This is a genomic window from Okibacterium fritillariae (assembly GCF_052783725.1).
The window spans coordinates 609,916-622,728 of sequence record NZ_CP199917.1 but is presented as its reverse complement, the minus strand read 5'-3'; the positions used below and the strand labels follow the sequence as shown (position 1 = coordinate 622,728).

Sequence of the window (12,813 nt, the reverse complement as noted above, 5' to 3'; positions counted from 1 at the left end):
TGCGCCTTAGAAGTCGAAGTCGGCGTAGTTGCTCTTGGTGAACACGGTGGGGTCACCGAGCAGCAGCGTCTTGGTGTCGGCGTCGTAGGAGACCGGGTCGTCGAGGCCCGGCACGTCGTTCTCGGCCTCGAACTCGGTGCCCTGCGACAGCTGGTAGAGCGCCCAGACGGTGAGGTAGCCGAGGTCTTCGACGTTCCACAGAACGGTGGATGTCATTGCGCCCGACTCAAGGAACGGCGCGGCGGTCTGCGGCGAACCGAAGCCCGTGACGGCCACCTTGCCGATCTTGTTGGCGTTGGTGACGGCCTGACCGACGCCGGGGACAGCGGTGGACGGAACGGCGATGATGCCCTTGAGGTCGGGGTAGGCCGTCATGAGGTTCTGCGCTTCTTGCAGGGCCTCGGCGGTGTCGGCCGTGTAGCGCACGCCCCCGACGAGTTCCATGTCGGGGTATTCGTCGGCGGCCTGCTTCTCGGCGGCGGCGATCCAGTTGTTGAAGGTGGCCACGTCGGCGCCGCCCGAGATGATGCCGTACTGGCCCTTCTCGTCGGCGGCCTTGGCGATCTCGTCCATGACGGTCTTGCCGAGCGACTCGTCGCTGGCCTGCGAGACGAAGACGCTGCGGCTGGAGTCGGGGGCGTCGGCGTCGGCCGTGGCGATCTTGACGCCCGCATCCTGCGCCTTGGTGATCGAGTTGTTGATCGACGTGGGGTCGAGGGGCGAGACGGCGATGGCGTCGTAGCCCTGCGACACGAGATTGTCGACGATGCGCACCTGCTCGGTGGCGTCGACCTTGGCGGGGCCCGTCTGCGTGTAGCTGATGCCGAGGTCGGCGGCGGCCTTGTCGCCACCCGTGTGGAAGCCGTTGAAGTAGGGGATGCCCTCGATCTGCGAGACGAAGGCGACGCGCACGTCGCTCGACGCGCCCGTTGCCGCGCCGGAGCTGGTGCTGGAGGACGACGGGGTCGTGGAGCACCCGGCCAGGAGTAGAACGGCGGCGGTGACAACACCGGATGCCGCGAGAATGCGCTTGTTCACGATCTTCCTCTTATCGATTTGCCGCTTCGGGTGAGGCGGGATGTCCACTCTGGGAAGGAAACGAAAATGTAATCGATTACCTTGTTGAGACACACTACGATCGACGTGAGGGCGGGTCAAGGGAAACTTTGGGCCGAAACAGGACCGTAATAAACACGTAAGCGGGGGGAAATCGATTGCACAAGACGACCGTCACCGTGGCCACCGTCGCGGCCGAAGCGGGCGTGTCCACCGCCACGGTGTCGCGCGTGCTCACCGGGTCGAAGAGCGTGAGCGCCCAGACATCCGCCCGCGTTCTGGCCGCCGCCGAGAAGCTGCGCTACTCGGGAAACTCGATCGCCAAGGCCCTGCGGCAGAACTCCACGGGCAACATCGGCATGCTCGTGCCCAGCATCTCGAACCCGTTCTTCACGTCGCTCGTCGAACAGGTCGAACACCACCTGGCGCAGGCCGGCCTCAACCTGTTCCTGTGCGATTCGCGCAACCTCGTGGCCACGGAAGAGACGCGGCTGCGCTCGCTGACACAAGGCTCGGTCGACGGCATCCTCGTCAGCCCCGTCGACGAGAACCGCTCGGCCGCGGCCCTGCAGCGCGCGAGCGACATCGTGCCCATCGTGCAGATCGACCGCCGGGTCGGCGCCGTCGACACCGACTGGGTGGGCCTCGACGACGCCCACGCCATGCGCCTCATCGCGCAGCATCTCGCCGACCGCGGCGTGCGCACTGTGGCCTTCGTGACCTCGATCATGGGCTCGTCGTCGGCGCTCGACCGCCTGCAGAGTGCGCGCTCCTCGTGCGCCGAGCTCGGCATCGCCATGCCCGACGACCTCGTGCTCGACGGCGACTTCAGCCTCGAGTGGGGTGCCACGGCCGCCGACGGTCTGCTCGATTCGGGCCGCGACCTGCCCGACGCCATCATCTGCTCGGATGACCTCATCGCGCTCGGGTTGTCGGGCCGACTGGCGGAACGCGGCATCCGCGTGCCCGACGACGTGCGCGTCACCGGCTTCGACGACATCGAATACGCCTCGCTCAACGTGCCGTCGCTCACGACACTGCGGCAGCCGCTGACCCAGATCGCGGCCGAGGCCGTGCGGCTCTTGCAGGAGAACATCCAGAGCGCCGATCGGGCCAAGACGCAGCTGGCGCTGCGCGGCGAGCTGGTCGTGCGCAAGAGCACGACGCGTTACGGCGACTAGGCGCGTCTAGCGGTCGGCGCGCCTCTGGAACCAGCGCACGAGCTCCTGCAGCGCCCGAACGGTGGCGGTCGGATCGTTGCGGTCGAGGTCGTCGAATGTCGACCGGTACCCGATCGGTTCCTCGTCCGCCGCCCCCTCGGGAGCGTCGTCGGCGCGCTGGAACCCCATCGTCCAGTTGGGGAACTGCCGCGTGCGCAGGGGCTCCTCGAAGAGGACGCGCAGGCCGGTGTGGCGCTCGTCGGTGGCGAGGACATCCATGAGCGCGCGCAGCGGCTCTTCCGGCCCCTCGAGCACCTGCAGGAAGCGGCCGTCGCGGTAGAGCAGCATGCCCGTCAGGTCGGCGGCCGCGTTGTTCTCGCGGCACTGCTCGAGCAGGGCGTCGAGACCCGACTCGTCGAACGCGTCGGTCGCCTGGCTCGAGTAGATGATCGACAGCAGCGTGTCGTGCGGAGGGGTCACCCGGTGAGCCTACCCCTCCGCCGCCGGGGCCGAGAGTTCGGCGTGCGCTGTCGCGGGCAGGGCGACCCGCACGGTCGTGCCGCGCCCGGGCTCGCTGTCGATCAGCAGCGAACCGTGGTGGGCGCGCACGATGCTCTGCACGATCGAGAGCCCGATGCCCACGCCCTGAATGGCCTGATAGCGAGCGGATGGCGCGCGGTAGAACTTGTTCGTCGCCTGCCGCGCCTCCTCGGGTGTCATGCCCACACCGTTGTCGGCCACGGCGATCTCGACCGCCCCGTCGACCGCGCGGCCGCTCACGACGACCTCGGCCTCTTCGGGCGAATACTTGACGGCGTTCTGGATGAGGTTGTCCACGATCTGCTGCACGCGGTTGGGGTCGGCGTGCGCGGGCAGCGAACCCTGCACGTCGACGCGCAGGGTGCTGCGGCGCGCGCTCGCGACGGGTCCCATCTTGGCGACGGAGGTGCGGATGACATCCGCCACGTCGATGTCTTCGGGCTGCACGCTGAGGCCGCGATCGGAGAGCGTGAGGAGTTCCGAGACGCGGCGCAGCAGTTCTTGGGCGTTGCGCTCGATGACGGCCATGTAGTCGTCGATGCCGAGCGCCGCGGCATCCACGTCGTCGTCGATGAGTTCGAGATAGCCGAGGATCGACGAGAGCGGGGTGCGCAGCTCGTGCGACACGGTGGCGAGGAACTCTTCGCGCACGTTGACGGCCTCGGCCAGATCGGTCACGTCTTGTGCCACGACGACGGTGCCGAGCAGCTGTCCGTCGGGGCGGTGCACCTGCGCGGCCGAGGCGAGGATGGCGATCTGGTCGCCGGGCGTGCCCAACCATTCGACGTGGTCGGTGATCGTCTCGCCGCGCAACGCCCGCGGGATGATCTGCTGATCGAACGGGATGACTGTCTTCTTGTCGGCCTCGCGCGCGTCCGGCCCGGCGAAGGGCGGCTGATCGATGCGGAAACCGACCCGCCCGACCATGGCCTCACCCTCGCGGTTCGCCATGACGAGGTTGTCGTCGGCGTCGTAGAACGCGACCGCCGCGTGCACGGTGTCGAAGATCGCTCGCGACCGGGTCTGTTCATCCTGCGCCTCGATCAAAGCCTCGGAGAGTTGCTCCTTCTGAGCGACCACGATGCGCGTCGTGCGCGCGAGCTGCCGCGCGGCGATGTGCACGGCGGCCGCCACACCGACGGCGAGCACCGGCAAGGTCACGATATTCACCCAGTCGAGGGCCGTGCTCGGGGCACGTCCCGAATACACCTGGGGGAAAACCGCCACGAGAGCGGCCCCCACGATGCCGAGCGAGATGCCGCCGCGCCGGAACCCGTAGGCCAGCCACAGCAGCGGGAAGATGACGATGAGCCCGACCGACGGGATGACGGGCAACAGCACAGTGCGAATGAACGCTACGGCGACGAGGTCGACGGCCGGCACGAGCATCATCAGGTGCAGGGGCCACCGCTCCCACGGCAGGATGGCGCACGCGATCGTCGCGACGAGGGCCACGAGAAAGCCCTCGGTGAGCAGCGGCTCGTCCAGCAGATCGGGAACGGCGAAGGCCGTCAAGAGGGCGATGAAACCGACCCCGAGGAAGAAGGGGACCTGCGCGCGGAACAGCACGCGCCACCGCCCCTGTCGGTCGGCTTGCGGTTCCAGCACCGGCATGACTTTCCCTTCACCTGGCATATACGCCCTGAGACATTCAATCGGCCCGGATATGTCGGCGAAACCAGTTGACAAGCGTGTCGGGGGGTTTGACTTCCCGAAACGCCGCAGGCCCGGGGGTTTCTCCCACCCCCGGGCCTGCGGCTGCATGTGCGTTATTCGGTATATCGGCTGTTATTCGGTCTGCCCGGTCAGGCCCTCGAAGGCGATGTTGCCCGAGACGAGGTTCTTGTTGGTCAAGTCGGTGAGGCCCTTGAGGAAGTCCTCGCGCTTCGTGACGACGTGCTCGATCGCCTGGTCGACGTTCTCCGCGGTGATCGCCGGCATGAGGTAGACGGGGTTCTTCTTCACGTCTTCACCGCGCACCACGGCGGCAGCGTAGGCGACGCCCGCCGAGAGCTCGACCGTGCCGTTCTGCAGCGATGTGCCGATGAATTCTCCACTCTTGACCGCGGCGAGCCCGTCGGCGATGCCGTCGATGCCCACGATCGGGATGTCGGTCTTCCCGGCCTCCTTGAGAGCTTGCAGGGCACCGAGGCCCATGTCATCGTTCTGGGCGATGACGCCCGTGATGTCGTCGCCGAACGCCGAGATCCAGTTCTTCACCTTGTTGACGGCCTCGTCGCGCTTCCAGTTGGCCGTGTCCTTGGCGAGCACCTTCACGTCGGGGTACTTGGCGAGCACGTTGTCGATGCCCTTGCCGCGGTTGATCTCACCGGAGCCGCCGAGCGGGCCCTGCAGGATGATCACGTTGCCCTTGCCGCCGATGGCGTCCATCATCATCTGCGCCTCCTGCTCGCCCGCGGCCACGTCGTCGGGCTGCACACTGCCCGTGAGGTCGGGGCTGTCGAGCGACGCGTTCACGTCGAAGAAGGGGATGTCCGCGGCCTTCGCGGCGGCGATCTGCGGCTGCAGGCTGTCGGCCTGCACGGGGATCACGACGATGGCGTCGACGCCGGCACTCACGTACTGGTCGATCTGGCTGGCCTGCGTGTTCACGTCGAGGTTGGCCGAGTTCCACAGGATCTCGATGTTGTTCTCGGCGGCGTAGGTGTCGATGCCTTCCTTGCCCTCGGTCACGAAGGAGGACATGTCGTAGACGCTGACGCCCACGGTGATGCGTTCCTTGCCACTGGCGTCGGTCGAACCGGCCGCGTTGGGGTCGCCGGCGCCGCAGCCGGTGAGCGAGAGGGCCAGCAGGCCCGTGGCGGCGATCGCGCCGATCGATGTGATGCGGGATTTCTTCATTGAGTCCTCATTTCGATGCAGGGGATGTCGGTGCAGGTGATGCCGGTGGTGCAGGGGTGCCGATGGGGATGGCGGATGGTGCGATTCAGGGGCGCCGCTTGGTCGACCAGACGTCGACGGCGACGGCGGTGACGATCAGCGCACCCTTGATCACGTCCTGCCAGTAGGCGGGGACGGTCAGGATGTCGAGACCGTTGTTCAGGGTCTGGATGAGCAGCAGGCCGAGCGCGGTGCCCCAGATGCTGCCACGGCCGCCGAGTAGGCTCGCGCCACCGATGACGACGGCGGCGATGGCATCCAACTCATAGCCCTGGCCGAGGTTCGGGGCGCCGAGTGTGACGCGGCTGGCGAGCATGACACCCGACAGGCCGGCCAGCACACCGCTGATGGCATAGACACTGAAGAGCGTGCGGCCGACCTTGACGCCGGCGATCTGAGCGGCGACAGGGTTGCCACCCACCGCGTAGACGCGCATGCCGTAGGCGGTGCGGCGCATGATCACGGCGAAGCCCAGGATGCCGACGATCATCAGGATGACGGGCAGCGTGAGCCCCAGGATCTGGGTGTTGGCGATCGAGGAGAACGAGGCGGGCAGACCCGTGATGGGCGCGCCGTTTCCGGCGACGTAGGCGAAGCCCGATGCCGCCGTGAGCATGCCCAAAGTGGCAATGAAGGGAGGCACCTTGATCACTGAGACCACGAAGCCGTTGATCGAGCCGGCGATGAGGCCCACGACCATGCCCGTCACGACGGCGAGCCACACGTTGTCGGGGAACGCCTTCGCCGTGATGCTGCCGTAGACGGCCGCGACGGCGATGACGCTTCCGACAGAGAGGTCGATGCCACCCGTGAGGATGACGAGCGTCTGCCCGAGCGCGATCAGGGCGAAAGGTGCCGCGGCGATCAGGATGGTGGTCAGGTTCTCGGGTGTGCCGAAGCGCGCGCTGCGGTAGAGGAAGAACGCGATGATCAGCAGCATGACGATGACCATGGCGTAGCGGATGGCCAGGTCGCCGAACCAGCGGCCGCTGAACCGGCGCACCCCGGTCGGGGCCACCGAGGCCGCGCCCGCCGACGCGGTGCCCGTGCCCTGTCCGGCGGGGGCCGGAGTCTTGGTGTCAGTCATGGGTGGCGCCTTTCGTGTGTGATGTCATGCCGCTGGCCAGTCGGAAGATGCGGTCCTGCACGGCGGGGTCGTCGAGGTCGTCGCGGTCGAGCTCGCCCACGACGGCCTGTCCGCGCAGCACGAGCGCGCGGTGAGACAGGCTCAGGATTTCGGGGAGGTCGCTCGAGGCCATGATCACGGCCATGCCGTCGGCGGCGAGCGACGTGATGATGCGGTAGATCTCGCTGCGCGCGCCGACGTCGACCCCGCGTGTGGGCTCGTCCAGCAGCAGCACGTTCACGTCGGCCGTGAGCCAGCGCGCGAAGACGACCTTCTGCTGGTTGCCGCCCGAGAGCGTCTCCATCTCTTGGTCGAGGCCCCGGCTGCGCAGCCGCACCGACTCCATGCTCTTCGCGACCGCGGCCGTGCGGCTGCGACCCTTCAGCCAGCCGAACGTCGAGAACTGGCCGAGCCGCGGCAGCGTGCCGTTCTGCAGGATGTTCATCGAGAGCACGGCGCCGGCGCCCTTGCGGTCTTCGGGCACCAGGGCGACTCCGGCGGCGATCGACGCGGCGGGGTTGCCCGGGCGCAGTTTCTCGCCGTTGATCGTGACGGTGCCGCTCACGACGGGTCGCGTGCCGAAGATCGATTCGATCAACTCGGTGCGGCCGGCCCCCACAAGCCCGGCCAGGCCGACGATCTCGCCCCGTTTCACGGTGAGGCTCACGGGGGCGCCGGATGGTGCCACCACGAGTTCGTCGATCGTCAAAACGGTCTCGTCCCGCACCTCGGGCCGCTCGGGGAACAGGTCCTCGAGTTCGCGCCCGATCATGGCCGTGACGATGTCGTCGTCGGTCAGCGTGGACAGGGGCGCGTCGGTCACGAGTCCGCCGTCGCGCAGCACGACGACGCGGTCGGCGATGGCGCGGATCTCCTCCATCTTGTGTGTGGTGAAGAGCAGCGAGACGCCGCGGTCGCGCAGGCGGCGCATGATGCCGATCAGGCGCGCGACCTCGCGTTCGGCGATGGCGCTCGTGGGCTCGTCGAGCAGCAGAACGCGCGCGCCCGTGCTCGTGGCCTTGACGATCTCGACGATCTGTCGCAGGCCGACGGGCAGCGAGCCCATGCGCGCCGTGGCCGGGATGTCGACACCGAAGTCGTCGAGCAACTCGGTGGCCTCGCGGATCATGCGCCGGCGATCGAGAAAGCCGAAGCGACGGCGCTCGCGCCCGAGGAAGATGTTCTCGTAGACCGTGGTGTCGAGCACCGAGGCCAGTTCCTGCGGCACGATGGCCACGCCCAGAGCGTGTGCCGCATTGGGGTTGCCGGCCGGCAGCTCTTCGCCGCGCACGAGCACGCGCCCCTCATCCGGTCGATACTGACCCGACGCGATCTTCATCATGGTCGACTTGCCCGCGCCGTTTTCACCCGACAGCGCCGTGATGGTGCCCTGCTCGAGCTTCAGCGAGACGCCCTTCAGCACGGGCACGCCGCCGAACGACTTCTTCAGGTCGACGCATTCGAGCATGATCGGGGCGTCGGGGTTGACCTCACCCCGATTCGGGATGCCTCCCGGCAACTGGTCGACGACACTCATGTGGCCGGCACCACCATGGACTTGAGCGTGGCGGGCTTGGCCGCCGACTCCAGTGCCTCTTCGACCTCGGTCAGGCCGAAGTGGCCCGTGACGAGCGCGTCGAGGTCGACCAGGCCGGCCTCGACGAGCGCGATGGCCGTGGGCCAGGTGTTGGCATAGCGGAACACGCCCGTGACGACGAGCTCGCGGTTCTGGATGGTCGAGACGGGCAGGCTGACCTCGTCGGCGCCCATGCCCACGAGCACGGCCGTTCCCGCCGAACGCAGCGCCCGGATGCCCTGCTTGACGGCGATGGGCGAACCCGACGCGTCGATGAAGGCGTCGAAGGCGGCATCCGGAATTTCTTCGTTGATGGGGTCGATGCCGCGATGGGCGCCGTAGCGCAGGGCCACGTCGCGGCGCTCGGCGACCGGGTCGCTCACGACGATGTCGGTGGCACCGAAGGCGCGCGCCACCTGGGCCGTGACGATGCCGATGGGACCGGCGCCCGCGATGAGCACGCTCGAACCGGGCCCGACGCCCGCCTTGCGGCACGACCAGATGCCCACCGAGAGCGGCTCCATGAGGGCGGCGGCATCGAAAGAGATGCTGTCGGGGACGGCGTGCGCGAAGTCGTCGTCGATGACCGCGAAGTCGGCGAACGCGCCGTGGATCGGCGGGGTGGCATAGAACTCGATGTGCTCGCACAGGTTGTACTGGCCGGCCTTGCAGAAGCGGCAGCGGCGGCACGGATGCTGCGGCTCGATCGACACGCGCTCCCCGACGCGTTCGGCCGAGACCTCCGACCCGACCTCGACGATGACACCGGATGCCTCGTGCCCGAGGATCAGGGGCGACTCGACGACGAACGAGCCGATGCGGCCCTCGTGGAAGTAGTGCACGTCGGAGCCGCACACGCCCACGGCGGCGATGCGCACGAGCACCTGTCGGGGACCGATGTCGGGAACGGGGACCTGTTCGACGGTGAGCTCGTGGGCGGCCTGCAGAACGCTCGCCGTCATGGTGCGCGAACCCGGCGCGTCGGTGGCGGCGGCGGTGTCAACTATGGCGGCCGAGGGCAGATCGGCGGCGGGGATGGTGGTGGCTGACGTGTCTGTCATGGCCGGTCCTTTCGGTGCGGGCCGCCCGTGGCGGTCGTTGCACCGACCCGAGCGGCGGTGCTCACGAGTCACTATAGGACGGTTTCACGAATGAGAGTTATCCTCGCTCATTTGAGCGCGCTATGATGACGAGAGGTCGACGACGGCCGCGGGGAAGAGGACACCATGGGGCCCGACGAGCGGGTGCGCATCGCCTATGCGGCGAAGCGCCATTACATCGACGGTGTGAGCCGCGTCGAGATCGCCGACGAGATGGCCGTGTCGCGGTTCAAGATCGCGCGCATGCTCGAATCGGCCCTCGAGAACGGCATCGTCAAGATCACCATCGAGCCGCTCGACAGCGTCGACCTCGACCTCTCGATCGGCCTGCGCGACCGCTTCGGGCTCACGCACGCCCTCGCCGTGATCACGCCCGGCCAGGCCGCCGAGACCATCCAAGACCGCCTCGGCATCGCGGCCGCCGAGCTGCTCTCCGAGATCGTCGTCGACGGTGATGTGCTGGGGCTCACGGCCGGGCGCACCCTGACGGCCACGGCGTCGCACCTCACCCGACTCGCGGCCTGCGAGGTCGTGCAGCTCGCCGGGGTCGCCGCGGCGACACCCGAGAACGGCGTCGAGGTCATGCGCCGCGTCAGCCGTGTGGCGGGCGGCCGCGCTCACGCCATCTTCGCGCCCCTCGTGGTCGACACGCCCGTGACGGCAGAGGCACTCCGGCGCGAGCCGGGCATCAAAGACACCATGCGCCGCTTCGGGTCGGTCACCAAGGCCGTCGTCGCCATCGGCAGCTGGAGCCCGCCCGACTCGCAGCTCTATGACAACGCGGCCCGCATCGGTGTTCTCGACGAGCTCCTCGGCCGGGGCGTCCAGGCCGAGATCTGCGCCACGCTGCTCGACCGCGACGGCCGCGAGATCGACGGTCTCACCGATCGGTCGATCGCCATCGATACCGCTCAGTTGTGCGACATCCCCGATGTGATCGCCGTTGCGGGCGGCACGCTCAAGACGGCCGCGGTGGCCGCTGCGCTGCGCTCGGGCATCGTCACCTCGCTCGTGACCGACGCTGCTCTCGCGCAACGCCTGCTCGACGACGACAGCCTCGCCACCGGTAGCGGCCCGGTCAGGGCGTCGGCACGGCGCTCGGCTCGAACCTGACGGGCGCGAACCCGCGGCGCACGAGCGAACGCAGCTCTCCGACATCCGACCCGATGGCGCCGAGGGCGCGCGCCTGCACGAGCAGGTTGCCGAGAGCCGTCGCCTCAGCCGGGCCGGCCAGCACGGGCAGCCCCGCATAGTCGGCAACGAGCCGACACAGGAGCGTGTTCTGCGAGCCGCCGCCGACGATGTGGATCTCGCGCACCGGCCGCCCCGACAGCTCGGCAGCCTCGTGCGCCGTGCGCGCGAAACAGGCCGCCAGGCTCTCGACGACGAGCCGCACCACGTGGGCGGGCTCGGGGTCGGCGGGAAGATCGGCATGCTGGCGCAGGCGTTCGAGCATCGAACCGGGCGCGATGAACACGGGGTCGGTGGGGTCGAACAGCGCTGCAGGCCTCGGCAGATCGGCGGCACGCCCCAGCAGCTCGGATGATCGAGGGCCCGACCCCGGCAGCGGTTCGCCCAGCTCGGCGAGGCACCGGTTCAGAATCCACATGCCCGCGAGGATGCGCAGGAAGCGGTTGCGATCGTCGATGCCGCCCTCGTTGGTGAAACCGGCCCGCATGGCGGCGCGCGTGATGACGGGCGCGGGAGTTTCGACGCCCACCAGGCTCCAGGTTCCGAGCGAGATGTAGGCCACGTCGTCGCGTGTGCTCGGCAGGGCGGCGATGGCGGATGCCGTGTCGTGCGAGGCCACCGCGACGACCCGGGTGGCCGCGTCGATTCCGGTTTTCGCCGACACCTCGCGGCGCAGCGACCCCAGCACCGTGCCGGCCGGGACGATGTCGGCGAAGAGGCCGCGCGGCAGGCGCAACGTCTCGATGAGCGCGTCATCCCACTCGCCCGTGCGCACCTCGACGAGGCCTGTCGTCGTGGCGTTGGTGCGCTCGGTCACCGCGATGCCCGACAGGCGGTGCGCGAAGTAGTCGGGCAGCATGAGCATGCCGTCGGCACGCTCCAGGGCCCCCCGGTCGCGATCGGCCACGAGCTGGTAGCGCGTCATGATCGGCAGGGATGATTGGCCCGTGCGCTCATAGAGCGGCCACGTGCCGACCGTTTCGTGCACCTCGCGCATGGCGTCGAGCGTGCGCGGTTCGCGCTGGTGGAAGGGTTGCTCGAGCAGCTGCCCGCCCGCCATCAGGGCGTAGTCGGTCGACCAGCTGTCGACGGCGAGGGCGTGGAATGCTCCGAACCGCTGCTGCAGCAGGCACGTGGCGCGCGTGGCACGCTCGAAGAGCTCGTCGGCGTTCCACCGCAGCCCGCCGCCCCACGTCATCGGCACGTTCTCGAAGCGCTCGAGGCCCTCGATGCGGATGCCGTCGGCATCGACCACACCGGCCACCACGCGCCCGCTCGAACCGCCGAAGTCGACGGCGGCGAGCCGCACGGGAGAGCCCGGCCGGGCGAACGATGCCATGCACAAATCGTAGTGCGTGACCGCCTACACGACCGTGTAGCCTCCGTCGATGCGGAAGCTCTGGCCCACGACGTAGGCCGACCGCTCGCTCACCAGATAGACCACCAGATCGCCCAGTTCGTGCGGCTCGCCCATCCTCCCGGCCGGGATCTTCGACACCCAGGTGGCCGCCATCTCGGGGTTCTCGGCCACGAAGTCGCGCGTCATATCGCTCGCGAAGTAGCCCGGGGCGATGGCGTTGACACGGATGCCGAGGGGAAGCCACTCGATAGCCGCCGACGCCGTGAACATCGAGACCGCCGCCTTCGAGGTGTTGTAGGCCGCCTGCGTCTGGGGGATGTTGACGGCGAAGGCCGACATCGACGACACGTTCACGATGGTGGCCTCGCCGCCGCTCTCCTCGTCGCGCGCCGCCAGGTAGCGCGCCGCGAAGATGCGCGAGGTGAGGAAGGTTCCGGTGACGTTGACGCCGAAGAGGCGATCCCAGTCGGCCGTGCTCGTCTCGAGCAGAGGGGAACCGAGGGTCATCCCCGCCGAGTTCACGAGCACGTCGGCGGGGCGCAATTCCCGTTCGATCGTGTCGAACGCGGCACCGACAGACTGCTCGTCGGTCACGTCCATCACGAGTCCGAGCGTGCGCACACCGGTCTTCTCGGCGAGCCTGCGGGCCGAATCGGCCACGTTCTCGAGCCGGTCGAGCAGCACGACATCCGCGCCGTCGTGGGCCAACGCCTCGGCCATGGCATAGCCGAGACCACGCGCTCCCCCGGTGACCACGGCCGTTCGTCCCGCCAGCGCGGGCTCCATCATCTTTGACATGGCTT

11 protein-coding genes are annotated in these 12,813 nt (G+C 68.6%); 2 read left to right on the top strand and 9 right to left on the bottom strand.

Translation table 11 applies throughout. The annotated features are described in order from the left end of the window. Positions 1-6: 6 nt before the first annotated feature. Positions 7-1,038, bottom strand: a complete 1,032-nt coding sequence (locus ACUWEX_RS02995) for an autoinducer 2 ABC transporter substrate-binding protein (RefSeq protein ID WP_445997079.1) — start codon at positions 1,036-1,038, stop codon at positions 7-9. A gap of 176 nt (positions 1,039-1,214) precedes the next feature. On the opposite strand from ACUWEX_RS02995, the gene ACUWEX_RS02990 reads away from it, so the two are divergent. After that, complete coding sequence (locus ACUWEX_RS02990; RefSeq protein ID WP_077054168.1) at positions 1,215-2,237, top strand: LacI family DNA-binding transcriptional regulator; 1,023 nt, start codon at positions 1,215-1,217, stop codon at positions 2,235-2,237. Between the two features lie 6 nt (positions 2,238-2,243). On the opposite strand, the gene ACUWEX_RS02985 is transcribed toward ACUWEX_RS02990, so the two are convergent. The 6 genes from ACUWEX_RS02985 to ACUWEX_RS02960 all read right to left on the bottom strand — a co-directional run bounded on the left by ACUWEX_RS02985 (position 2,244) and on the right by ACUWEX_RS02960 (position 9,321). Then, positions 2,244-2,696 carry a BLUF domain-containing protein gene (locus ACUWEX_RS02985; protein ID WP_445997078.1) on the bottom strand — a complete coding sequence of 151 codons (453 nt, stop codon included), beginning with the start codon at positions 2,694-2,696 and terminating at the stop codon, positions 2,244-2,246. A 9-nt stretch (positions 2,697-2,705) separates the two neighbouring features. Then, a complete protein-coding gene (locus ACUWEX_RS02980; RefSeq protein WP_445997077.1) occupies positions 2,706-4,370 on the bottom strand; it encodes a sensor histidine kinase in 1,665 nt (554 codons plus the stop codon). Positions 4,371-4,544: 174 nt separating this feature from the next. After that, positions 4,545-5,618: a substrate-binding domain-containing protein gene (locus ACUWEX_RS02975; protein WP_079726787.1), complete on the bottom strand. Its 1,074-nt coding sequence runs from the start codon at positions 5,616-5,618 to the stop codon at positions 4,545-4,547. Between the two features lie 85 nt (positions 5,619-5,703). Next, complete coding sequence (locus ACUWEX_RS02970) at positions 5,704-6,744, bottom strand: ABC transporter permease (RefSeq protein ID WP_143459106.1); 1,041 nt, start codon at positions 6,742-6,744, stop codon at positions 5,704-5,706. Next, on the bottom strand, positions 6,737-8,320 hold the full coding sequence (locus ACUWEX_RS02965) for a sugar ABC transporter ATP-binding protein (protein WP_445997076.1): 1,584 nt from the start codon (positions 8,318-8,320) through the stop codon (positions 6,737-6,739). The genes ACUWEX_RS02970 and ACUWEX_RS02965 overlap by 8 nt, the downstream gene beginning before the upstream one ends. Beyond that, complete coding sequence (locus ACUWEX_RS02960) at positions 8,317-9,321, bottom strand: NAD(P)-dependent alcohol dehydrogenase (protein WP_445997595.1); 1,005 nt, start codon at positions 9,319-9,321, stop codon at positions 8,317-8,319. The genes ACUWEX_RS02965 and ACUWEX_RS02960 overlap by 4 nt, the downstream gene beginning before the upstream one ends. A 264-nt stretch (positions 9,322-9,585) precedes the next feature. On the opposite strand from ACUWEX_RS02960, the gene ACUWEX_RS02955 reads away from it, so the two are divergent. Further along, on the top strand, positions 9,586-10,572 hold the full coding sequence (locus ACUWEX_RS02955) for a sugar-binding transcriptional regulator (protein ID WP_445997075.1): 987 nt from the start codon (positions 9,586-9,588) through the stop codon (positions 10,570-10,572). On the opposite strand, the gene ACUWEX_RS02950 is transcribed toward ACUWEX_RS02955, so the two are convergent. Together ACUWEX_RS02950 and ACUWEX_RS02945 are read right to left on the bottom strand one after the other, a co-directional pair. Then, the gene (locus ACUWEX_RS02950; RefSeq protein ID WP_445997074.1) at positions 10,538-11,989 is read right to left on the bottom strand and encodes a rhamnulokinase; all 1,452 of its coding nucleotides are present in this window, start codon (positions 11,987-11,989) and stop codon (positions 10,538-10,540) included. The genes ACUWEX_RS02955 and ACUWEX_RS02950 overlap by 35 nt on opposite strands. 24 nt (positions 11,990-12,013) lie before the next feature. Beyond that, positions 12,014-12,808: an SDR family NAD(P)-dependent oxidoreductase gene (locus tag ACUWEX_RS02945; RefSeq protein ID WP_445997073.1), complete on the bottom strand. Its 795-nt coding sequence runs from the start codon at positions 12,806-12,808 to the stop codon at positions 12,014-12,016. Positions 12,809-12,813 lie beyond the last annotated feature (5 nt).